Origin of the sequence: Flavobacterium sp. ZE23DGlu08, assembly GCF_030505335.1 — a bacterium.
Taxonomy (GTDB): domain Bacteria; phylum Bacteroidota; class Bacteroidia; order Flavobacteriales; family Flavobacteriaceae; genus Flavobacterium; species Flavobacterium algoritolerans.
Genome location: NZ_CP130045.1, coordinates 669,208 through 693,641 on the forward strand (window position 1 = coordinate 669,208; position 24,434 = coordinate 693,641).

Here is a 24,434-nt window from a genome sequence, read left to right on the forward strand (position 1 = left end):
TTTTATGAAAACGACTAAACCAATAAACGATTAAACAAATAAATTTTGAATACCGATTTCTTAAAATACCAAGCGCAAACCTCACCGTATCCATTGGGTATGGAAGTTTCACACGCTGTAGGTTCTTATATTTACGATACTAATTCTAAAAAATACTTGGATTTTGTGGCTGGAGTTTCCGCTTGTGCATTGGGACACCAACATCCAAGAGTCAATCAAGCCATCAAAGATCAGCTGGACAAATATTCTCATGTCATGGTGTATGGGGAATATTCCCAAAGTCCGGCGGTTCAATATTGCAAATTATTAGCCTCGCTCCTGCCTGCAACTTTAGACAAAACCTATTTGGTCAATTCAGGAACAGAAGCCATTGAAGGCGCGTTAAAACTCGCCAGACGTACCACAGGAAGAAGCCAATTGATTTCATGTCACAATGCATATCACGGTAATACTATGGGGTCTATGAGCGTCATGGGATTTGAAGAACGCAAACAAATTTTTCGTCCGTTGATTCCTGATGTTGATTTTATCACGTTCAATAACGAAGATGATTTACAAAAAATAACGACTAAAACCGCAGGAATTATCCTGGAAACCATTCAAGGTGGTGCCGGATTTATTCAACCACACAATGATTTCCTTAAAAAAGTGCGCGAGCGCTGTACCGAAGTGGGTGCGATGATGATTCTTGACGAAATCCAACCGGGTTTTGGGAGAACCGGAAAACTTTTCGGATTTCAAAATTATGATGTCGTTCCTGATATCGTGGTAATGGGAAAAGGAATGGGCGGCGGAATGCCTGTAGGTGCTTTTACGGCTTCATCAACAATAATGGATTTGCTAAGTCATGATCCAAAACTAGGTCATATCACCACTTTTGGAGGTCACCCTGTCATTGCGTCAGCCTGTTTGGCGACTTTGCAGGAAATAACTGAGACCAACCTTATGGCCGAAGCCATGGAGAAAGAAAAGCTATTCAGAACACTTTTGGTACATCCTTTGATAGAAGAAATAAGAGGAAAAGGATTGATGCTGGCAGCAATGACAAAAAGTGCCGATATAACAAACGAAGTGATTCTCAAATGTCAAGACAAAGGACTTATTTTATTCTGGTTACTGTTTGAAGGATGCGCCATTAGAATAACACCTCCTCTAACCATTTCTGAAGAAGAAATACGAGAAGGTTGCAGCATCATACTTGAAGTAATGGATGAAATGATGATTGAAGAATGATGATTAACGTCCCGAAGCGTCGGGATTGATTTCAGAAGTAACAACACTGATTACATATCAAATAGATATTCAAAACAATTATTAAAATTGGGAGCTATTTACTTCGTCAGTTCGCTTCGCTCGTGTCCTGCTATCCGTTATAATCTTTTATTTATTGGCAGCAAAAAGTAAAAGGATTTCCACTCTTATCAGGGCTAGGCATCCGTTTAAACCAAAGCTTTTTTGTTAATTAAATTGTTCACAACAATTCTAACTTTCCCTCACAGTACACGCACGATTACCTAAATTTATTTAGGCCAAATTAAAAACACACAGTATGCAATTAAGCAACGAAGAAGAAGACTATAACTTATCCCTGTCTAAATTTGAGTCCATGTTGAAAACCAACAAAGTACTCTTTTTTGACTCCGAAGAATTTGAAGAAATTATTCTTCATTATCTCGATATGGGTAAGGCCGCTTTGGCAAAAAAAGCTCTGAAACTGGCATTGGAACAACACCCAAAATCTACCGGACTAAAATTAGTTCAAGTGGAAATGCTAGTCTATGATGACAAACTCGAATTAGCCGAAAAGCTATTGAATGAGTTGTATGCCATTGAACCAACCAATGAAGAAATTTACATTCAAAAAGCCAATATCTGCTCTAAAAGAGACCAACACGAAAAGGCCGTTGAATTATTAAAAATAGCTTTAAAATATACAGATGATTATGCCGATGTCTATAATTTAATAGGCATGGAATATCTTTTTATGGACAATCTTGAAATGGCAAAAGAAAGCTTTATCAAGTGTTTAGAAGAAGATTTGGAAGACCAATCAGCGTTGTACAACGTTGTATATTGTTTTGAGTTTTTAGATCAAAACCAAGAAGCGATTACCTATTTGAAAAAATACATTGACAAGAACCCCTACAGTGAAATCGCCTGGCATCAACTGGGTCGTTTGCATTATGGAGTTAAAGAATATGAAAATGCGATTCGTGCCTTTGATTATGCCACTTTAATTGATGATGAATTCCTTGGTGCTTTCATGGAAAAAGCAAAAGCTTTTGAGCGATTAAAAAAATACGATGAAGCCATTGAAAGCTACAGCAGAACCATCGAATTAGATGATGCGACTTCGTATGCTTTACTTCGAATGGGAAAATGTTATGAAAAACTGGGCAATAAAGCATTAGCATTAAAATATTTCAATCAAACCGTGCATGAAGATCCACTTTTAGACAAAGGTTGGATTGCCATTACTGATTTTTACGTTCGTCAAAAAAATTACCAAAAAGCGTTATTTTATGTCAACAAAGCATTAGCTATTGACAACCAAAATCGTTTGTATTGGAAGCGTTTTGCGACTATCAATAAACAAATGAACTTCTTTGAAGAAGCTGAATTTGGATACCGAAAAGCGGTTGAGTTTGGTGATTATGGCTTAGACACTTGGTTATTCTGGGTGGATATTCTTCAGTTTTTAGGAGAATTTGAAAGCGCTATACAAACGTTATTACAAGCTTCAGAGTATTTTCCGGAAGAGAATGAAATCGAATACCGTTTGGCTGGATTGTATTTTATGTTAACTGATAATACAAAAGCAAAATTCCATTTGAGCAATGCCTTACGATTGAATTTTGATAATTACATTCTTTTAGAAGATTTATTTCCAGTAGTTTGGGCAAAAAAAATGGTGCAGAATTATATTGCAAAACATAAAAAACAATAATGGTTGACATAGTTAGAAAACGCTTTGGATTATTAGGACGCAACATTAGTTATTCATTTTCTAAAGGATATTTTACAGATAAATTCAATAGTGAGAACTTTGCAGGTTGTACCTATGAAAATTTTGATATTCCCGAGATAAGTGCTTTCCCGGAGGTAATTAAAAACACTTCGGATTTAAAAGGATTGAATGTTACCATACCGTACAAGGAAACTGTAATTCCATTTTTGGACAAATTATCTAAAAAAGCAGAGCTAATTGGTGCTGTAAATACTATCAAAATTACTAAAAAAGGCAAGTTGAAAGGCTACAACACGGATTATTATGGTTTCAAAAAATCATTAGAACCGTTATTGGAACCGCACCATAAAAAAGCCTTGATTTTAGGAACAGGAGGCGCTTCTAAAGGAGTCGCTTTTGCTTTGGACGAGCTTGATATTCCGTATACTTTTGTTTCAAGAGAAGCCAAAGAAAATGCAATCGACTATAACCGAATCAACGCAACGACATTTGACAATTACCAAATCATAATTAACTCGACTCCGGTAGGAACAAGTCCTAATGTGGAAGCGTTCCCATTAATCCCGTATGAGTATTTCACGGAGAAGCACATTGCTTATGATTTGATTTATAATCCTGCTGAAACGCAATTCCTTAAAAAAGCAAAACAACATGGAGCACAAATCAAAAATGGTTTGGATATGCTCATTTTTCAAGCAGAGAAAGCTTGGAAAATTTGGAATAAATAATCTAAATTCGGAGTTAACTTCTTACACGTATTCAAGTACGTAAAAAACCACTCTTTTGGAGTGGTTTTTTGTTTGCAATAACATATCGAACTCGAGAAAAAAATTTATAATTAAAACCCCAGAACCCTAGCCCTGATGGCAGCGGCATCCTTTTTTGTTCGTCTTTTCGGCGAACAAAAAAGATACAGCGAACAGCTGGAAATTGCTTCAAAAAGAGCTGATTCCTAACCTAAAACGACTATAAATAGAAGGATTTATTTTGAAATTTCATGCTCCTTTACTATCTTTCGTGTTCGATAAAAAAATAGAAACCTTACACATTGAAAAAATGTTAGAAGAAAAGAATGATAACCTGCTTGAGGCAGATGGAAATTTAGAACACAATTCTGTTGAATCTACTCCAATAGAACCAGAAGTTTTGGAAACGGAAACTAGTGACACTGTTACTAGTATTCCTGCAGAAGATAATGCTGTAACTCTAAATGATGAAGAGTTGCTAGCTAATGAACCTATTACAGAGACTGAAAACCAGACTGTGCTAGATGCTATTGCCGAGACAAATGCTGCCGAAAGTGAGGACGAAACGTTGAAGGAACGTCATGAAATTCCAATGCAGGATTATGATACCTTATCACTTGAAGAACTGGTAGACGAGCTGAAAAGTTTAGTTTCCAATGAAAAAGTAATGTCGTTTAAGGAGCATATTGAAGAAATCAAAAAAGCATTTTTGGCTAAATACAACCACCTTCTTGAAGAGAAAAAAGAGAAGTTTTTAGCAGAAAATCAAGATCCAAATGAAGAATTTCAATATCATTCTCCACTAAAAACAAATTTTGATAAATATTATTCTCTTTTTAGAGATACTAAAAATACCCATTTCAAGAGTTTACAAACGAATCTAAAAACAAATTTAGAAAACCGTTTGGCTATTGTTGAGGAATTGAAAGAGTTGATTAACCCACAGGAAAACATCAAAGACACTTTAAAACATTTTAATGATTTAAGAGAACGATGGAAAACTGCCGGACCAATTCCGAAAGATAAATACAACCACGTTTGGAACAATTTTCATTTTCATGTTGAAAATTTCTATGATTACCTGCATTTAGACAGAGAAGCCAGAGATTTAGATTTCAAACATAATTTAGAGCAAAAACAAAAAATTGTAGCGCGTGTTGAAGAATTGGTGAATGAAGCCGATATCAACAAAGCATTCAGAGAACTGCAGGATTTACATAGAATTTGGAAAGAAGACATTGGTCCTGTTTCCAGAGAACATCGTGATGCCATTTGGAACAAGTTTAGCGATTTGACCAAACAAATGCATGATAAACGTGAAGTTTTGTTCGAAAATCAAAGAGGAACAGAACTTGAGAATTTAGAAAAGAAAAAAGAAATTATTGCCAAGATTGAAGTTTTGGCTACTGAAAAAGTAAATGCACACACTCAATGGCTTGCTCAAATAGAAAAAGTGGAAGCGTTGCGTACTGCTTTCTTCTCTGCAGGAAAAGTGCCATCGGATGTGAATGAGGAAACTTGGGCTGGTTTTAAAACTGCTGTAAGAAATTTTAATTCTTTCAAAAATTCGTTTTACAAAGACATTAAAAAAGATCAAAACGACAATTTAAGCAAGAAAACGGCTCTTGTGGCCAAAGCTAAAGAATTGCAAGAAAGTCTTGATTTTGCTGCGACTACTCCTATCATGAAACAAATTCAGGATGAATGGAAACAGATAGGACATGTGCCAAGAAAATATTCGGATAAAATCTGGAAAGAATTTAAAGATGCGTGCAATCATTATTTTGATAAGTTAAAAGAGCAAAAGAATGAGGAAAACGGTGAAGAAGTAGAAGCCTTTGATAATAAAAAAGCCTACTTAGAAACTTTGAGAGAATTTCAATTGACAGGAGATCACAAAACAGATTTGGATGCAATCAAATTGCACATCGAAACCTGGAAAAACTTTGGAAAAGTGCCTTTCCCAAGAAGACATATTGAAGGGAAATTCAATAAAATCCTAGATGCTCTTTTTGAAAAATTGAGTTTGAGCAAAAAAGATACTGATATGATGCGTTTTGCTAATAGAATGGATCATTTATCAGAAAGCAATGACACTCGAAAACTGGACAACGAAAAGATTTTCTTAATGCGTAAAATTGATGAAGTGCAGAATGAAATTTTCCAATTGGAAAACAACATTCAATTCTTTACCAATACCAGAAATGCAAAAAAAGAAAACTCTATAGTATTAGAAGTTCGTAAAAACATCGCTATTCACAAAGAGAGCCTTGATGTTTGGAAAGAAAAACTAAAACAACTGAGAAATCTTAACCAAGAGTAAATCTTAGTTAACGTTAAAATAGAAACCTCGATCTTAAACAGTTCGAGGTTTTTTTATGGAAAAAACCATCTGATTCTAAACTTTAACTTTCATTTATTAGAAAAAGTTATATAAATCGGGTGACAAATTTTAAATTTGTAAAATGAATTGTTTCCGAAAAACACTTGTTTTTATTGGGCTTTTAATAGCTTTTTTATTTGCTTTTAGTGCAAGTGAAGCTCCTGTTCATATAACTCAATTGGAAAAATCCAGTTCTTCCGTTTCTGTTGACAGCATCCATTCTTTAGATTTTATACAACCTCAAGTAAGCAATCCGTTTACTTCCTATCATAAAACTCCGGATTATGCGATTGCAAAATATCTGGAAAATTTTCTGATTGCAATTCCGGATTTTAAAATTAGCACATTCTTTATTCGTTTTGCGAAACAAGACATCAATCGATGTGAGATGGTTTCGCTCCTACTCTTTCCTTTCCATTTTTTTTGGTGATTTGAAGCACTGATTACACAACTTATATTTCCTTTTGAATTGATTCCTTTGTGGGTTTTCGGTTCAGATTATCATGCTTTACAAATAACTAAAAAATAAAAAAATGGATACATCCGTAACAATAATTGGTCTGGCACTAACTTTTATAATTGCCATTCCTCTTTTCTATGTGATTCGCTCAAACTCTATTAACAAAACAAAAATCAAAAATATAAAAACCAAATTCAGCCAAAACAATCGCTTTAATTTTGAATTGACAGAAACACAAAACAAAAAAGTTTTGGCGTTAGACGAAAAAAACAAAGGATTTCTTTTGATTGATTTTAATGCAAAAGAAGAAGTTGTTTCTTTTGTTGATTTAAATACAATTCAATCTTGCAAACTAGTTCCAACTACGGAAAATAATAGTGATACGATTCTAAAAATTGAATTTGAATTTCAATACAAAGAAGCTAAAAAAACAGAGTATATTTCATTTTACAAAATTGAAAATGATCAAATAGGTCAAGTTTGTTTGTATGAAGATCATCAACTAGCCAAAAAATGGGCAAAAATGATTCAGGATTGTATAACCGTTTAAGAAACTGATTTGTTCTGTAAAAGAGGCTTTTGAAGCCTCTTTTTTTTGGAAAGGTTCTCTCGATATGATAATTATCATTTTAATATTTGAGTGGTCGTTCTACTTTTGATTAACGTTAAATGACTCTGCCATGAAAAATTCTTTAATTCAAAAATACAATGTTCCAGGTCCCAGATACACCAGTTATCCAACGGTTCCCTATTGGGATGAAACTGATTTTTCAGATGAAATTTGGGCTGAAACGCTAAAAAAATCATTTATAGAAAGTAATACTTCAGAAGGAATCAGTTTATACATTCATTTGCCTTTTTGCGAAAGCTTGTGTACTTTTTGTGGTTGTAACAAGCGTATTACCAAAAATCATGGGGTTGAAAATCCGTATATAGAGGCCGTTTTAAAAGAATGGACATTATATTGTAAAATCCTGGGAGAGAAACCAATCATAAAAGAGATTCATTTGGGCGGAGGAACTCCCACATTTTTTTCTACCAAAAATTTAGAGGATTTAATAAACGGTATTTTTTCTCATGCGAATAAAGCCAAAGACTATGAATTTAGTTTTGAAGGTCATCCGAATAACACTTCACACGAACATTTACAAAAGCTTTACGATTTAGGTTTTAGAAGAGTAAGTTTTGGTGTTCAGGATTACTCCGAAAAAGTCCAAAAAGCAATTCATCGCTTGCAGCCTTTTCATAATGTGGCAAAAGTTACATTTTGGGCCAGAGAAATTGGGTATACTTCCATAGGTCATGATATCATTTTTGGATTGCCTTTTCAGGAAATAGAGCATGTTATTGATACGATTGAGAAAACAAAATCATTACAGCCCGACCGTTTGGCATTTTATAGTTACGCGCATGTTCCTTGGATTAAAGGAAATGGACAACGCGGTTTCAACGATGAAGACATTCCAAAAGATGATAAAAAGAGAATGCTGTATGAAACCGGTAAAAAACTATTGTACGAAAACGGGTATCAAGAAATAGGAATGGATCATTTTGCTTTGGAAACAGATAGTTTGTATAAAGCTTTTAAAGATGGAACATTGCACCGTAATTTCATGGGCTACAGCTCATCAAAAACACAATTGATGATTGGATTGGGAGTTTCTTCCATCAGTGACAGTTGGTACAGTTTTGCACAGAATGTAAAAAATTTAGAAGATTATTATCAAATATTAGAATGGAATAAATTACCGATTTTCAGAGGACATTTATTGACTGATGAAGACCTCATCATCCGAAAACACATTCTGAATTTGATGTGCCAATTTGAAACTTCGTGGAAAAACAAAGAAGGTTATTTCAACGAAATTCCAGACGTATTAATTCAATTGAAAGAAATGGAAAATGATGGTTTAGTAATCATTAAAAACAATAGCATTGTCGTTACAGAAAAAGGGAAACCTTATGTTCGAAATATTTGTATGGCATTTGATTTACGTTTGAAAAGAAAAGCTCCAGAAACCGAATTATTTTCGATGACAATCTAATATTTCACAATCTTACAAAATAAAAAAGCACGCTGAATGGCGTGCTTTTTTATACAAAACTATTAGAATATTAATGACAATTAGGATCAGCTTGAATAAATAAACTCATATTTGACGGGGAAATATAAGGAATTCCCAATCCCAATCCCCTTAAAATAAATAAGCAACCAATACATACCGCTACATAAGGAATCGCTTTCTGAATTCGGTTTCGAATGGGCACTGTTAAAAACGAATTTATATACACGACGCTGCTCATCATAGGAACGGTTCCTAATCCGAATAAAATCATATACAAAACGCCCAAACTCTCACTTTGCATGGCGATAGCACCAAACAAAGCTACATAAACCATTCCGCAGGGTAAAAAACCATTCAGTAAACCAATCGTGAACAGGGATTTGTAACTCTTATTTCTAAACTGACTTCCTAACGCCGTTTTGATTTTAGAAATTAATTTAAAAACTGGTTTTGAAAAATTATATTTCGCAAAAAGTTTGTCTGGAATTATAACTATCAGAATCATGGCAACACCAATGAATATGGATAAATTCTGTTGCAAACCGGCCATAAAAAAACCTTTTCCAAGCAGTCCAAAAACAAAACCTATTGTAGCATAAGCCGTTAATCTTCCTAAATGATAGGTAATGATTTGAGTCGCTTTTTTGGTCTGATTCGTTCTGTCTACGGGCAACATCATAGCAATAGGACCGCACATACCAATGCAGTGAAAACTACTTATTAAACCGAAAATGAAGGCAGTATAAAGCATTTTTTTAGTCTAATGTCATAAAGCCTAAAGTCATAAAGCCAATTGATGGACTTTCTGACTTTTGACTTTAAGACTAATTGATATATATCGTTTCTTTAGACAAATACGATTTTCCATCATATTGCCATTCCATATTAATGTCCCATCGACCGCCTGCCAAACTTTTTTTAGGTATGAGCAAAGTAGTAGCATCAGATAGTGAAATTGGAATTTCAAAATCTAATTTTTTGTTAGACGGTCTGTAAAGGGACACTTTACCTTTGATGTTTTTTGGAACAAATACTTTTGGGAATACTATTTCAACTCCATTTGAAACACTATTTATTGTTGGCTTTTGAGCCAAATCTGCAACATTTTGAACACGAGTCATTTCATCTCCAAAATGTGCATCATGTTTATAATATTCATCTACAACTAACTCGTTGTCATATTTTGAATCGGATTGTACCGTAAAAACAAAATACAAAATGAAGGTTATAAACAACCCAAAAGCGATTACGATTCCTGTTCCCCAGCTAATTTTCATGATCTATTTTTTTATAAATTCTATTCCCAACTTAAAAGGATATTAATCAAAACTACGCGGACTCAAAAAGTTAGTGGTAGCAGTTTCAATTTTTTCATCCCCATTATAAACCTCAATTTTCAGTTTTGTTTTATCACTGTCCAATAAATTTTGGTTGATTTCAACAAACAGCGTTCCACCATTCATACCTTGTTTAGGCACTTTTAAATCTTGCTTCCCAACCACTTTTAAAGTTCCTTTTATACCCACCAACTTGAAATGAATATCATTAAAATCAGTATTGGTTTTATTGATGATTTTAAAAGTATAAATGTTACTGATATTTTCGCCTTTGTGTTCGAATAACTGACCCGGAAGCCTCAAAATACTGGCTTCAACATCAGAACGTAAAAACAATAATCCAATCAAAATACCTGTCAAAATAAATAATACGGCTGAATAGCCTTTCATTCTAGGCGTAAACTTGAATGTTACTTTTTTCTCAATTTCATCTTCAGATGCATATCGAATGAGTCCTTTGGGTAAACCTACGCTATCCATAATCGTGTCACATTCATCAATACAAGCTGTACAATTGATACATTCCATCTGAGTCCCGTTACGGATATCAATTCCGGTTGGACAAACATTTACACATTGCTTGCAATCGATACAATCGCCTTTTCCCGTTACGCCTCTATCTTCTTTTTTATTAAATTTTGCCCTACCCACTTCTTTTTCGCCACGAACAAAATCGTACGCCACGTTTATCGATTTATCGTCTAATAAAACACCTTGCAATCTTCCGTAAGGACAAGCTATAATACAAACTTGTTCTCTAAACCACGCAAAAATAAAATAGAAAACTCCGGTAAAAATCAATAATGAAATCAAAGTGCTTAAATGATTTTCTGGTCCTTCTTCAATCATTAAAAGCAACTTGTCGCTACTGATAAGATACGCCAGAAAAACATTGGCAATAAAAAAAGAAATGATTAAGAAAATTGTCCATTTAAAGGCTTTTTTTCTGATTTTCTCTGCATTCCATTCCTGTTTTTCCAAACGAATCTGAGCACCACGATCACCTTCAATCCAGTATTCTATTCTGCGGAAGACCATTTCTAAAAAGATGGTCTGCGGACAAATCCATCCGCAAAATATTCGTCCATAAATCACCGTAAAAAGGATGACGAAAACGACACCAATAATCATAAAAAGGACAAACAGATAAATATCCTGAGGCCAAAATGGAAATCCGAAAATATTAAATCGTCGCTCCAATATATTGAACATCATGAACTGGTTCCCATTTATCTTCATAAAAGGATTTGCAACAAGTACAATCAGTAAAAAATAACTAACCCATTTCCTGTAATCATAAAACTTTCCTGAAGGCTTTTTAGGGAAAATAAATTTTCTGTTTCCTTCTTCATCAATCGTCCCGATGGTATCTCTAAAAGCTTCGTCTGGTAATTTTGACATTTCTTTTTATTTAAAACACAAGTTCAAAATAATTATTAAAATTCTTAAGCTAAATAAAAACGTGTGTTTCTAATTGTTATTTAACTGCAACAGTAACATTTTCTTCTACCCAAACTTCGCCTTCCGCAGCTTTAGCATCTGGTGGATTGCTTCCTTTCAAGGATAAAATGTAGCTGGCAACTTTTTGCATTTCTTTAGGTTTCAATGTTCCTTTCCAGGAAATCATTCCTTTTCCGTCACGTCCTCCATTTACCAGCGTATGAAATACATTTTTTATTCCGCCACCTAAAATCCATTTCTCATCCGTTAGATTTGGTCCAATTTGTCCTCCACCGTCAGCTCTGTGACAAGCAGCACAATTGGCAGTAAAAATTTCTTTTCCAGCAGCTAAATCCGCAGGATCTGTCAACAAGGTCACCGTTTTTTCATCCATTAAATCCGGAGCAGTTTTCATATATTCCGCAATATCTATTTTGGCTTGAGCAACTTCTTTTTTAAGTTCCATTTCTTGATTATCAGCTCCTAAAACTTCATATCGCACCATATAAACAACGCCAAAAAGAATACAAGCGTAGAATAAATATACCCACCAAGGCGGCAAATTGTTATCTAATTCTTTGATGCCATCGTAATCGTGTTCTAATAATAACTGATTTTCATTTGCTAAAGGTTCGGTTTTAGTCAATTTTTCCATCAGCTTTTGGTACCATTCACTATCCTTGAAACTCAAATCATTTGCTTCATTTAATTGGTTTTTTTGTTCCTCGGTCAATAAATGATAGGTAATATTGTCAACTGCCTTCATCGTGATTTCTATCGCTATCAAAAGGAAAAGGAACACGAATAAGAATACAGAAACCATTGGAAATTTTATAAAAGCAGGTCTGTCTCCTGAGTCTATGAAATATTCCATTGCCATCATGACAGCAAAGAAAATAACAGGTACTCTAACGTATACTGGAATTAATTTTTTCATTTTCTAAATTTTAAAAAATTATACTATTTGATTGTCTCTCAATGGAATTTGACTCAATTCATTTATCGTTTCTTTCTTATAAGAGAACACCCATAGACCGAGGCCCACGAAAAAGACGAAAAAAATTAATAATGATAAGATGGGATATATTGCCACACCTTCTATCGTTTCCATATTGTGTTTTATTTGTTCGAACATAACTTTTATTTTTTAGCAATATCTTTTACTTTAATATCTGTTCCAAGTCTTTGCATATAAGCAATCAAGGCAATGATTTCCCTTTCATTCATTGGAACAAATTTTTCTCCTCTGGCTTCGGCTTTTTTCTTGCTTTCGTCATAACTTTTCACAAAGTCAGGGTCATTTTTCAAGTTTTCTTCAATTGCAATCGCTTGTTTTCTTAAATCATCTAAACCACTAGCAATCTGAGCTTCAGTGTAAGGAACTCCAAGCGTAACCATGACCTGCATTTTCTTTTGAGTCAAAGAAACATCCATCGGTTTATTATCAAACAGCCATTTGTATCCTGGCATAATGGAGCCTGCGGATATACTTTGCGGATTCCAAAAGTGGTTAAAATGCCAATTGTCATTATACTTAGCACCCACTCTTAATAAATCCGGACCAGTACGTTTTGAACCCCAAAGAAATGGATGATCGTATACAAATTCCCCAGCTTTAGATTGCGGTCCATAACGTTCCACTTCACTACGGAAAGGACAAACAGACTGTGAGTGACAACCTACACAACCTTCACGAATGTATAAATCACGTCCTTCTAATTCTAATGGAGAATACGGTTTTACACTTGCAATGGTTGGAATATTGGATTTAACCATAATCGTAGGAACAATTTGGATAACACCACCAATTAAAATAGCAACAGTTGCCAAAATGGTTAACTGAATCGGTTTTCTTTCTAACCAAGGATGAAATTTCTCTCCTTTTACTCTTCCTGCACTAATTTTCAATAATTCAGGAGCTTCAGCCAATTCATCTTCAATTTTAGAACCTGCTCTAACCGTTTGGATAATATTATACACCAAAGTAAACATTCCAATTAAATAAAGGGTTCCACCAATAGCTCTCATCCAATACATCGGCATGATTTGAGTTACTGTCTCAAGGAAGTTCCCGTAGGTTAAAGTTCCGTCCGGATTGAATTGTTTCCACATAGATGCTTGTAAAAAACCGGCAACATACATTGGAATCGTATATAATATAATACCTAAAGTACCAATCCAGAAGTGAAAATTAGCCAACTTAACTGAGTACAAATTGCTTTTGGTCATTCTAGGAACCAACCAATAAATCATACCAAAAGCCATAAATCCATTCCAAGCCAATGCGCCAACGTGAACGTGAGCAATAATCCAATCCGTGTAATGCGCGATAGCATTTACATTTTTTAAGGATAACATCGGACCTTCAAAAGTCGCCATTCCGTAACCTGTAATCGCTACCACAAAGAATTTCAAAACGGGCTCTACACGCACTTTATCCCAAACCCCTCTCAAGGTTAAAAGTCCGTTTATCATTCCACCCCAAGATGGCGCAATCAACATAATAGAGAAAGCCACTCCTAAATTTTGAGCCCAGTTAGGCAAAGCAGAATATAATAAATGGTGAGGTCCAGCCCAGATATAAATAAAGATTAATGACCAAAAGTGAACAATTGACAGTCTGTAAGAATACACGGGACGATTCGCCGCTTTTGGAATAAAATAATACATTAATCCTAAAAAAGGTGTAGTCAAGAAAAATGCAACCGCATTATGACCGTACCACCATTGTACTAAAGCATCTTGAACTCCTGCATATACCGAATAACTTTTCATTCCAGAAACCGGCAATGATAAACTATTAAAAATATGCAAAACTGCCACAGTAACGAATGTTGCCAAGTAAAACCAAATCGCAACATATAAATGGCGCTCTCTACGTTTTATAATAGTTCCAATCATATTGATACCAAAAACAACCCAAATTAATGCAATCGCAATATCTATTGGCCATTCTAATTCGGCATATTCTTTAGAAGAACTATAGCCTAATGGTAATGATATAGCTGCAGCAACAATGATTAATTGCCAACCCCAGAAATTAAGATTACTCAAAAAATCACTGTACATTCTGGCTTTTAACAATCGTTGCAACGAGTAATAAATACCCGCAAACATTGCATTTCCTACGAAAGCAAAAATAACTGCATTAGTATGTAAAGGTCTTAATCGACCATAACTCAACCACGAAATACCATCAGTAATATTTGGAAAAAGGAACATAAAGGCCAATGTAAGCCCTACTAACATTCCTACCACTCCAAAGACAATGGTTGCGTAAATGAATTTTTTTACAATTTTGTTGTCATAATAAAACTGCTGCATTTCCATATTTATAATTATTTTTAAAGTTGTTTATTATTTGTTTTGTTGAAAGTCATAAAATTGAATATTACAAAGTCGTTGAACTTTTGGTTTTCGGTTTTTTAGCTTTCGACTGAATTAGCTCATCGTCAAATAACATTCTGACTGATGGTGTATAATCGTCGTCATACTGACCTGTTTTTACTGCTCGTATAAAAGCAATAAAGAAACCAATGGCGACTATTATACTGATGGAGATTAATAAATAAATGACACTCATACCTTAATTTGTGTTAACAAAGTTACTTTGACGTTTTGGAGTAAAATATGACATTTGTCATACTTATCGATATCTGTTAAATTTATGTGAAAGCGCAACTCAAAACGTATACAATTCTATTTTTTATTTGCATAATAACTACTCATCACAGTTACAAAACTCACAATCGTTATTGTGCTCAACGGCATGATAATAGCTGCAACTAAAGGCAATAAATTACCTGTAATGGCAAACGATAATCCTACCACATTGTACAGTAACGACAGTGCAAAACTCATTTTGATTGTCGTTATGGAATTCTTGGATAATTTCAAGAAATAATTCAATTTTTGAAACTCGCTGGCATCTAAAATAGCATCACAAGCCGGTGAAAAAACATTCACATTCTCAGAAATTGAGATTCCAACATTGCTTTGCGCCAAAGCTCCGGCATCATTCAATCCATCGCCAACCATCATTACATTTTTACCTTTGTCCTGCAAATTTTTAATGAATTCTAATTTTTGTTCTGGTTTCTGATTAAAAATCAATTCCGTGCCTTTCGGCAAAAGTTGTTCAAGAGTGTCGCGTTCACCTTCATTGTCACCAGATAAAACCTTGATTTGATAGGTCGTGTTTAAGTTCTTGAAAAGCTCCTCAAGTCCTTCTCTATATTGATTATTAAAAATAAATTTCCCGTAATAAAGATCATTTATCTTGATATGAACCGACGTTTGCTGAATGTTATTACCTTCTGTTTTATCTACAAAAGCTGCAGAACCTATTTTAATTTGGTGACCAAAAATCTGAGCTTGGATTCCTTTTCCCGTAATTTCTTCAAAAGCATCTATCTTCAACTTTTTGGTGTCATTTTCTGATTTATTTTGTAAAATTGGAATAGGCAAATAATCATACAACATCCTGCTCAAGGGATGATTTGAAGCGCGCAATACATTTTTTATCAGCAACAAATTCTCGTCGGAAAGAACGGCTCCTTCATAGAAAATATTCGATTTTTTATTGGTGGTAATCGTTCCTGTTTTATCAAAAACAATCGTATCAACTTTTGCTAATTGCTCAATAACCAAAGCATTTTTGAGATAGAATTTCTGTTTTCCTAAAATACGCAATACATTCCCAAAAGTGAATGGTGCCGTCAATGCCAAAGCACAAGGACAAGCCACAATTAGTACAGCTGTAAACACATTGAAAGCGGTGTTGGCATCAATAAAAATCCAATAGCCGAAGCCTGCAAAAGCAATCAATAATAAAATAGGTGTAAAATAACGGCTGATGCGATCGGTAATCGTTTTGTGCTTTTGCATCACATTTTTTTGGAACACATCATTACTCCATAATTGCGTCAAGTAACTTTGGGAAACAGAATGTAAAACTTCCATCTCGATTACTTTCCCTATTTGTTTTCCTCCAGCAAATACTTTATCACCAGAATGTTTCGTAATAGGAATTGCTTCTCCCGTGACAAAACTATAATCGATTTCGGCTTTTTCCGAAATTAGAATCCCATCAACCGGTATGAGTTCTTGGTTTCTGATGAGTAGTCTGTCACCTTTTTCCACTTCGTAAATAGCCACACTTTCTTCAGACAAATCAGAATTAATTTTAGTGATTGCGATTGGAAAATAGGATTTAAAATCCCTTTCGAAACTCAAAAAACTATAGGTTTTGATTTGGAACATTTTCCCCAAAAGCATAAAGAAAATCAATCCGGTTAAGCTGTCGAAAAAACCGGAACCGTAATCCATGACGATATCAAACGTACTTCGCACAAACATCACAACTATTCCTAAAGCAATAGGAATATCGATGTTCGCTCCCGAAACTTCGGGATTGGTTTTGATACTTTTATACGCCGAAACATAATAACCACTCGCCGAGTAAAAGAAACTGGGTAACGCTAAAGCAAAAATCAACCAGCGAAAAAAGCCACGGTATTGGTCTAACCAATATTCTTTCACTTCAAAATATTCCGGAAACGAAAGCAACATGATATTTCCGAAACAAAAGAAAGCAACACCCAGTTTATACGTTAAACTTCTATCGACATTATTGCTTCCCGTTTCATAGTTTTCTAAACTGATGTAGGGTTCATAACCGATGGAGCTCAACAAATAAACAATCGTTTTAATAGAAACCACTTCTGGATTGAAAGTGATTCGGACTCTTTTTTCAGGGAAATTAACCTGAGAAGTGCTTATTCCTTTTTGAAGACGCTGTAGATTTTCCAAAATCCAAATACACGAGCTACAATGAATATGAGGAATGTTAAGTGAAATAATTGCGGTTGAATTTTCTTGAAATTCCAAAAGTTTGGATACAATACTTTCATTGTCTAAAAAATCATATTTACCATTAATGTCTTGCGGGGTTGCTCCAGGGGATTTTTCAAAATCATAATAACAAGTCAAATCATTCAGCCTAAAAATTTCGTAAACGGTTTTACAACCATTGCAACAAAAATTTTTTGTGTCAAAAATAATTTTTTCTTCTACTATAATATCTAACCCACAATGGAAACAGTTTTGTGTGTCCATAACTTTGCTCATTTTACCTTGAACAAAGGTCATTAATCGAATGAGTTAAAAATATGATATTTGTCATATTAAATAGTTAGTTTTGTAATACAAATAAATCACAAACAATATGAGCAAATGCGAACAATGTATCGTCAGAGAATTTAGCTCTTTAAAAGCACTTACTAAAGAAGAATTACTAAAACTTTCTGACTGTAAAACATCCCATATCATTAAAAAAGGGGAGGTTATATTTGAAGAAGGAGAAAATGTAAATGGTATTTATTGTATAAAAGATGGTGTTTGTAAACTGACTAAACTCAGTGCAAATGGTAAAGATCACATTGTAAAACTGGTTACAAAAGGTGAATTACTGGGACAACGTTCTATGATTAGTGATGAACCGGTAAATCTAAGCGCCGTAGCTCTTGAAGACATGCAGGTTTGTTTTATTCCAAAGTCAGAAGTGATGGGATACTTTGATAAAAACAATCAGTTTTCAATGAATGTGATGAAAAGTATTTGCGGCGATCTAAAAGATGCCGATGATCACATGGTAAATTTAGCTCAAAAAACAGTCAAAGAAAGATTAGCCGAAACGCTTCTTTATCTAAATGATACTTTTGGAAAAAACGAGGATAACTCTTTAAAAGTACAACTTTCAAGAGACGAATTAGCCAGTATAATTGGCACTGCCACTGAAAGTTGCATCCGTTTACTATCTGATTTTAAAAAATTAGGACTTATTGAATTGAATGGCAAAAAAATCATTTTAAAAGACATCAACAAACTAAAAAAATTAGCAGAGTAACTAAGTTTGCGTTACTCTTTCTTTTTCATTACAAAATAATACACCGGAATTCCCAACGCCACAATACACAAGCCTAAGCCCGTATTGAACGTGTCATAAATCAATAAAGTGAGACAAATTGCCACTGTAACCACAATATAAAGTGCTGGTACAAATGGATACCCAAAAGCTTTATAAGGTCTATCTGCATTAGGTTCTTTTTTTCTAAGGATAAATACGCCCAGAATTGTCAAGATGTAAAACAATAATGACGCAAAAGTAGCATACGTCAATAAATCCCCAAATTTTCCTGAGATACAAAGCACACAAGCCCAAATACATTGCACCCACAGCGCTTTGGCTGGAACCTGATTTTTATTGAGTTCTGTAGCTTGTTTAAAAAATAATCCGTCTTTTGCCATGGCAAAAAACAATCTTCCTCCGGAAAGAATCAAACCGCTATTGCAACCAAAAGTGGAAACCATGATAAGCCCAGCCATTACAAAAACACCTAAATTTCCCATAATCATACTTGCAGCCGCCGCTCCTACCCTGTCGTTACCAGCAAACATGATTCCGTTACTGGCAATATCAGCAGCGTTTGGAGTTCCCTGCATTGGCAACAAAGCCAAATAAGCAACATTTGCTAAAACATAAATGATAGTTACAATTAAGGTTCCAAGAAACAAACTTCGGGGAATATTCTTTTTGGGTTCTTTAATTTCCCCTGCAATGAAAGTGACATTATTCCAGGCATCACTAGAAAATAAGGAGTTAATAATGGTTGCTCCGGCAGCACCCAAAATAGCCATTCCTGCTAATTTTGTAACAGTAATTGTCCCATCAGGATTCACAACCGTTTTACTGGCTTCCCACATATTTGCAAAATTATTGGACAAAACATCCGTTTGTAAACCAACATACAATCCTAAAACAATCAATGCAAAAAGCGCAATTAATTTAGCCGAGGTAAAAATCAACTGAACGGTTTTTCCGCTTTCGACACCTTTAGTATTAATATACGTGAGCAGTATTATACTAAAAATAGCCAACACTTTTTGATACGAAAAAACAAAACCAGTACCAACCGTAAAAAGAGTTTGGTCTAAAACAGGAAAGAAGATAGCGGCATAATTAGCGAAAGTAACCGCAATCGCAGCGATAACTCCCGTTTGAATTACCGTGAAAACAGTCCAGCCATACAGAAAAGAAACTAATCTTCCGTACGCACGTTGTATATAAACGAACTGTCCGCCCGCATTGGGCATCATTCCTGCCAATTCTCCATAACTTAATGCGGCTGCAACCGTGATTAATCCCGTTACTAACCAAATCACCAATAACCAAGCAGCAGAACCAATATCTCTTGCCATGGCAGATGTTACAATGAAAATTCCAGATCCTATCATGGAACCAGCGACTAAACTGGTGGCATCTATTAATCCTAAAGAACGTTTTAACTCGGTTTTATTTTCTGACATTGGATAATTTTATAAATGATGGTAATTTAATTATTTAATACTGAATACTGAACACTATAATTTCTTCGCTTCTTCCCAAAATTGAGTTATTTGGAAATCATAGATTTCCAATTCCTATTTATTAGGAAGACGCTTCGCTTCTTCCCAAAATTGAGTTATTTGGAAATCATAGATTTCCAATTCCTATTTATTAGGAAGACGCTTCGCTTCTTCCCAAAAAACATCCATTTCAGCTAAAGTCATATCCATTAAAGGTTTTCCTAATTCTCCGGCTTTACTTTCCAAATATTGAAAGCGTTTTATGAATTTTTTATTGGTGCGTTCCAAAGCATCTTCGGGATTTACGTTAAGAAATCGGGCGTAATTTATCATCGAAAATAAAACATCCCCAAATTCAGCTTCAATTTTATCTTGATCACCTGCTTTAACCTCAACTTGCAATTCTTCCAATTCTTCTTGAACCTTATCCCAAACCTGATGCGATTCCTCCCAATCAAAACCCACTCCTTTTACTTTATCCTGAATTCGGCTTGCTTTTACTAATGCAGGTAAACTTCTTGGAACACCTTCCAGAACAGATTTTTTACCTTCTTTGAGCTTTAGTTTTTCCCAATTCTGCTTTACTTCTTCCTCGTCTTTTACCACAACATCACTATAAATATGGGGATGACGGTGAATTAGCTTTTCACAGATTTCATTACAGACATCGGCCATATCAAAATCGTCCGTCTCGCTTCCTATTTTGGCATAAAAAACAATATGCAATAACAAATCCCCAAGTTCTTTTTTGACTTCGTTTAAATCATTGTCTAAAATAGCATCACCTAATTCGTAGGTTTCTTCAATAGTAAGATGACGCAAGGTTTGCATGGTTTGCTTTTTGTCCCAAGGACATTTTTCTCGCAAATCATCCATAATGTCTAATAATCTTTCGAAAGCTTGCAGTTGGTTTTGTCTTGAATTCATCAGAAATGGTTTTTGGTAAAAATAAAAAAATCCTGTTCAGAAAAATAGCTGAACAGGATTAAATATTATTTTAAAGTAAAATTACTCTTTTTTAGCTTTTGCTTTTTTAGCAGGAGTTTTAGTTTCTGTTGCAGGAACTTCTTCAGCAACAAGTTCTTCAGCAGCTGGTGTTTCTTCAGTAGCAGCAGGTACTTCATCAGTAACTAATCCTTTTGCTTGCAACATATTATACCAGTTTAAAACTTTTTTGATATCCGAAGGATACACTCTTTCTTCATCATAATCAGGTAAAATTTCTTTGAAATAAGCTGTCAATGTAGCATTGTCTTCTTTATGTGAAATTGCTTGACCTTTGTTTTCCTTATCAGCAATTTTTTGCATGATTTCAGCTAATGGTTTTTCGCCTTCATACGTATAAATTGAAATTTCCGATAATAAACTCACATTACTTTTTAAGTTTACTGTGATTTTTTTTCCATCCAATAATGATTCAGCAACAAACCCAGTACGTGTTTGCACTCTTAATACATATAAACCTGGTTTCCCAGAAATGGCTAATATTTTTTCTAAATTCATGTTTTGTGTAATTATTATTAAGAATTTGACTTATTTATTTTTTCATTTAAAACCAAAAATCATACCAAGATAAAGCTGTAAAAGCTGTTTTATCTTCCTTTTTTAGCAAAAAATTTCATTCGGTAATCTTGGAATGTTTTTCCTTCCAAAATGTTTTTCAATTTCTTTTGAATCAATCGTTTTTTTAATGACGAAATTTTATCTGTGAATAATACTCCTTCAATATGGTCGTATTCATGTTGGATTACTCTGGCGATTAATCCATCAAAAACTTCGGTTTTCATTACAAAATCCTCTTCGCAATATTCAATTGTTATGGTTGGATTTCTATATACATCTTCTCTAACGTCTGGAATGCTCAAGCAACCTTCATTAAAACTCCACTCTTCACCTTCTTCTTTTATCATTTTTGCATTGATAAAAGTTCTTTTGAATCCTTTTAATTCTTTTTGTTCTGTGTCTCCTAATTCTTCATCATCGCTAAAAGGCGTCGTATCGATTACAAATAAACGAAGTGCCATTCCTACTTGAGGTGCGGCAAGTCCAACACCATAGGCATTATACATCGTTTCGTACATATTAGCAATCGTTTCTTTCAAATTAGGATGCTCTGGTGAAAGAACCTCGCCTACTTTTCTTAAAACTGGATCACCGTATCCTATAATTGGTAAAATCATTGTTTTTATATTAAGTATTATCTACTATAAACTGAAATAAGTTTCCCTTTAATTCAGTGTGCAAAAATAGTAAAAAAATAGACAATGAATAATCCTGTATTGATAATTCGCGTTTTTTTACCATTTAGGCAAAAACAGGGCAAATTATTCTTTGAATCAGTCACTCAATTCTTACCTTTGCTTGTAATCCAATTGTATGATTTACAAAATCCGAAAATTTACCGACAGCACTTATTTCACTAATGCTCTAAAAGTAACAATAGCAGCAGTTATTCCGGTTGTAGTACTTTCTTTTTTAGGCAAATTTGAAATAGGTTTTACCATCGCTTTAGGTGCTTTTTTCACTTATCCAAGCGATATTCCCAGCAATCTAAAACATAAAATAAACGGTATTCTGGTTACGGCTTTACTTGTTGCAGGTGTCAATTTGTTAGTGAATATTGTCTATCCTTATTCCTTGATTTTCTATCCTTTTTTGGCAATATTAATTTTTCTGATTTCGATGATTTCCGTCTATGGACAACGGGCAACAATGGTCTCTTTCTCTGCGCTAATTTCAGTTTCATTGGCGTTTGCAAGTATCAATACCGGTTGGGCAATGGTCCAACACTCCCTTTTAATATTATTCGGAGGATTATTTTATCTAATGATTTCCCTCATTTTTCATTATGTAAGACCTCATCGCTATGTTGAATTACAAATTGCAGAATGCATTAAACTTACGGCTAAATATTTAAAATTAAGAGGCGATTTATGGACAATTGATGCTGATAGAAAAGCAATTATTGAAAAACAATTACACCTTCAGGTAGAACTGAATACCATTCGACAAAACATAAGAGAAGTATTGATTAGCAGTCATACGACTTCTGGATCTTCCAATCAAAACCGAAAAATGTTAATCGTTTTTATTTCATTGATGGAAATTCTGGAGCTTGCATTAGCTACTTCATTCGACCATGATAAATTGCATCAAAAATTTGACGACCATCCAAAGGTCTTGTTAACCTATCAAAAACTAGCCTACAATCTTGCCGCAAGTTTAAAAAAATTGTCCAAAAGCGTACAAAACCGAACTAAATACATCTCTAAACATACTTTACGAGGTGACTTGAATGCTTTGCAACTTGCTATCACTGATTATGAAAATGATTTAGGAAAAGTTCCCGCTTCCGAAGGTGTTTTTATGCTGACCACTATGCTACAGTATGCTGAAAAACAAGTGGAGAAAATAAAAATTGTAGAACGTGCTTTTACGTTAGCCTTCAATTCACAGGATTTTAAAGAACAGGACAAAGACTTAGAAAAATTCCTGACGCCTCAATATTATCCTTTGAGCACTTTGATTGAAAATCTCAGTTTCTCTTCCACAATTTTTAGACATTCGTTACGACTAACCATAACATTATTGCTTGGTTTTATCATTGGAAACATACTGCCTTTTCACAACGTCTATTGGATTTTGTTGACTATTATAGTTATTATGCGCCCTGGATATGGCTTGACGAAACAGCGTTCTTTTCATCGAATTTTTGGTACCATTATAGGAGGATTAATCGCTTTTGGGATTCTTTCATTAGTACATGACAACATCACAATCAGTATACTTTCTATTTTAAGCATGCTTTTAGGATTTTCATTTACCCAAATAAATTATAAAGTCAGCGCCACATTCGTAACTATGTATGTTGTTTTTATTTACGGGATATTAACTCCTAATATTGGCGATGTAGTTCAATATAGAATACTTGACACCATTGTAGGCTGCACATTGGCTTTCCTTGCCAATCACTTTTTATGGCCATCCTGGGAGTTTTTAAATATTCCATCACACATAGAAAAATCGATTGTTGCAAATCAGAATTACTTAAAAGAAATTTCCGTTTTTTATAATAAAAAAGGAACGATTTCTACTTCGTATCGGTTAGCCCGAAAAAATGCTTTTATCGAAATAGGAAATTTGATGGCTTCTTTCCAAAGAATGGTCCAGGAACCAAAATCGAAACAAAAGCAATTACCACAGGTATATAAATTAGCGGTGCTGAATCATTCCTTGCTATCATCATCAGCTTCGTTAGGAACGTACATCCAATCGCACAAAACTACATCAGCTTCTGAAGCTTTTAATATTGTAGTCGATACTGTCATTAGAAACCTGGATAATGCGATTGCAATTTTGAAAGAAAAAGATTTACATCTAAAAGAAAATCTCCCAAAAGAAGATTTAGCGATGCGATTTACAGAATTAAAAAATATTCGAGCCAAAGAATTAAAAGAAGGAAGTCCTATTGATGAGGAGGGATTTCAATTGAAAATGCAAGAGGCGCAATTGGTTATAGAACAATTAATTTGGTTGACTAATCTCTCTGAAAATATTTTAAAAACCACAAAAGAATTAATGGAATTTTAAAAAAGCGAACAGTAATCAGTGTTCAGTAGCTTACTGAA

21 protein-coding genes are annotated in these 24,434 nt (G+C 34.3%); 9 read left to right on the forward strand and 12 right to left on the reverse strand.

Annotation, left to right across the window (positions count from 1 at the left end; all coding sequences use genetic code 11):
* Window positions 1–45: 45 nt before the first annotated feature.
* The 7 genes from Q1W72_RS02950 to hemN all read left to right on the forward strand — a co-directional run bounded on the left by Q1W72_RS02950 (window position 46) and on the right by hemN (window position 8,602).
* Window positions 46–1,233: an aspartate aminotransferase family protein gene (locus tag Q1W72_RS02950; protein ID WP_099715856.1), complete on the forward strand. Its 1,188-nt coding sequence runs from the start codon at window positions 46–48 to the stop codon at window positions 1,231–1,233.
* A 316-nt stretch (window positions 1,234–1,549) separates the two neighbouring features.
* Window positions 1,550–2,947, forward strand: coding sequence for a tetratricopeptide repeat protein (locus tag Q1W72_RS02955; RefSeq protein WP_099715857.1), 1,398 nt, complete (start codon window positions 1,550–1,552; stop codon window positions 2,945–2,947).
* Entirely contained in the window at window positions 2,947–3,696 is a 750-nt protein-coding gene (locus Q1W72_RS02960; RefSeq protein WP_302137314.1) for a shikimate dehydrogenase, read from the forward strand. Before Q1W72_RS02955 ends, Q1W72_RS02960 begins: the two co-directional genes overlap by 1 nt.
* 328 nt (window positions 3,697–4,024) lie before the next feature.
* The gene (locus Q1W72_RS02965; protein ID WP_302137316.1) at window positions 4,025–6,037 is read left to right on the forward strand and encodes a DUF349 domain-containing protein; all 2,013 of its coding nucleotides are present in this window, start codon (window positions 4,025–4,027) and stop codon (window positions 6,035–6,037) included.
* 142 nt (window positions 6,038–6,179) lie between these two features.
* Window positions 6,180–6,527 (forward strand): hypothetical protein, encoded by a 348-nt coding sequence (locus Q1W72_RS02970; RefSeq protein ID WP_099715859.1) that lies wholly within the window; start codon window positions 6,180–6,182, stop codon window positions 6,525–6,527.
* Window positions 6,528–6,630: 103 nt separating this feature from the next.
* On the forward strand, window positions 6,631–7,107 hold the full coding sequence (locus Q1W72_RS02975; RefSeq protein WP_099715860.1) for a hypothetical protein: 477 nt from the start codon (window positions 6,631–6,633) through the stop codon (window positions 7,105–7,107).
* A 130-nt stretch (window positions 7,108–7,237) separates the two neighbouring features.
* Window positions 7,238–8,602, forward strand: a complete 1,365-nt coding sequence (hemN, locus tag Q1W72_RS02980; RefSeq protein ID WP_099715861.1) for an oxygen-independent coproporphyrinogen III oxidase — start codon at window positions 7,238–7,240, stop codon at window positions 8,600–8,602.
* A gap of 70 nt (window positions 8,603–8,672) precedes the next feature.
* On the opposite strand, the gene Q1W72_RS02985 is transcribed toward hemN, so the two are convergent.
* The 8 genes from Q1W72_RS02985 to Q1W72_RS03020 all read right to left on the reverse strand — a co-directional run bounded on the left by Q1W72_RS02985 (window position 8,673) and on the right by Q1W72_RS03020 (window position 17,517).
* The gene (locus Q1W72_RS02985) at window positions 8,673–9,374 is read right to left on the reverse strand and encodes a sulfite exporter TauE/SafE family protein (protein WP_099715862.1); all 702 of its coding nucleotides are present in this window, start codon (window positions 9,372–9,374) and stop codon (window positions 8,673–8,675) included.
* Between the two features lie 73 nt (window positions 9,375–9,447).
* Window positions 9,448–9,900, reverse strand: a complete 453-nt coding sequence (locus tag Q1W72_RS02990) for a FixH family protein (RefSeq protein ID WP_099715863.1) — start codon at window positions 9,898–9,900, stop codon at window positions 9,448–9,450.
* A gap of 42 nt (window positions 9,901–9,942) precedes the next feature.
* Window positions 9,943–11,361: a cytochrome c oxidase accessory protein CcoG gene (gene ccoG, locus Q1W72_RS02995; protein WP_099715864.1), complete on the reverse strand. Its 1,419-nt coding sequence runs from the start codon at window positions 11,359–11,361 to the stop codon at window positions 9,943–9,945.
* Window positions 11,362–11,437: 76 nt separating this feature from the next.
* A complete protein-coding gene (locus tag Q1W72_RS03000) occupies window positions 11,438–12,337 on the reverse strand; it encodes a cbb3-type cytochrome c oxidase N-terminal domain-containing protein (RefSeq protein ID WP_099715865.1) in 900 nt (299 codons plus the stop codon).
* Between the two features lie 18 nt (window positions 12,338–12,355).
* Entirely contained in the window at window positions 12,356–12,535 is a 180-nt protein-coding gene (locus Q1W72_RS03005; protein WP_099715866.1) for a cbb3-type cytochrome c oxidase subunit 3, read from the reverse strand.
* A 5-nt stretch (window positions 12,536–12,540) separates the two neighbouring features.
* Entirely contained in the window at window positions 12,541–14,730 is a 2,190-nt protein-coding gene (gene ccoN / locus Q1W72_RS03010; RefSeq protein WP_302137319.1) for a cytochrome-c oxidase, cbb3-type subunit I, read from the reverse strand.
* A 61-nt stretch (window positions 14,731–14,791) separates the two neighbouring features.
* Window positions 14,792–14,983: a cbb3-type cytochrome oxidase assembly protein CcoS gene (ccoS, locus tag Q1W72_RS03015; RefSeq protein ID WP_099715868.1), complete on the reverse strand. Its 192-nt coding sequence runs from the start codon at window positions 14,981–14,983 to the stop codon at window positions 14,792–14,794.
* A 116-nt stretch (window positions 14,984–15,099) separates the two neighbouring features.
* Window positions 15,100–17,517: a heavy metal translocating P-type ATPase metal-binding domain-containing protein gene (locus Q1W72_RS03020; RefSeq protein WP_302137322.1), complete on the reverse strand. Its 2,418-nt coding sequence runs from the start codon at window positions 17,515–17,517 to the stop codon at window positions 15,100–15,102.
* Between the two features lie 109 nt (window positions 17,518–17,626).
* Here Q1W72_RS03020 and Q1W72_RS03025 point away from each other — a divergent pair, with 109 nt between their 5' ends.
* The gene (locus tag Q1W72_RS03025) at window positions 17,627–18,307 is read left to right on the forward strand and encodes a Crp/Fnr family transcriptional regulator (protein WP_302137324.1); all 681 of its coding nucleotides are present in this window, start codon (window positions 17,627–17,629) and stop codon (window positions 18,305–18,307) included.
* 11 nt (window positions 18,308–18,318) lie between these two features.
* Here the strand turns inward: Q1W72_RS03025 and Q1W72_RS03030 are convergent, their stop codons facing one another.
* The 4 genes from Q1W72_RS03030 to def all read right to left on the reverse strand — a co-directional run bounded on the left by Q1W72_RS03030 (window position 18,319) and on the right by def (window position 21,986).
* Entirely contained in the window at window positions 18,319–19,767 is a 1,449-nt protein-coding gene (locus Q1W72_RS03030) for an APC family permease (protein ID WP_302137326.1), read from the reverse strand.
* Between the two features lie 183 nt (window positions 19,768–19,950).
* Window positions 19,951–20,733: a nucleoside triphosphate pyrophosphohydrolase gene (gene mazG / locus Q1W72_RS03035; RefSeq protein ID WP_302137328.1), complete on the reverse strand. Its 783-nt coding sequence runs from the start codon at window positions 20,731–20,733 to the stop codon at window positions 19,951–19,953.
* Between the two features lie 81 nt (window positions 20,734–20,814).
* Entirely contained in the window at window positions 20,815–21,309 is a 495-nt protein-coding gene (locus tag Q1W72_RS03040; RefSeq protein ID WP_302137329.1) for a DUF5606 domain-containing protein, read from the reverse strand.
* 89 nt (window positions 21,310–21,398) lie between these two features.
* The gene (gene def / locus Q1W72_RS03045; protein ID WP_121341638.1) at window positions 21,399–21,986 is read right to left on the reverse strand and encodes a peptide deformylase; all 588 of its coding nucleotides are present in this window, start codon (window positions 21,984–21,986) and stop codon (window positions 21,399–21,401) included.
* A 196-nt stretch (window positions 21,987–22,182) separates the two neighbouring features.
* Here def and Q1W72_RS03050 point away from each other — a divergent pair, with 196 nt between their 5' ends.
* On the forward strand, window positions 22,183–24,396 hold the full coding sequence (locus tag Q1W72_RS03050) for an FUSC family membrane protein (protein ID WP_302137330.1): 2,214 nt from the start codon (window positions 22,183–22,185) through the stop codon (window positions 24,394–24,396).
* The last annotated feature ends 38 nt before the right edge of the window (window positions 24,397–24,434 follow it).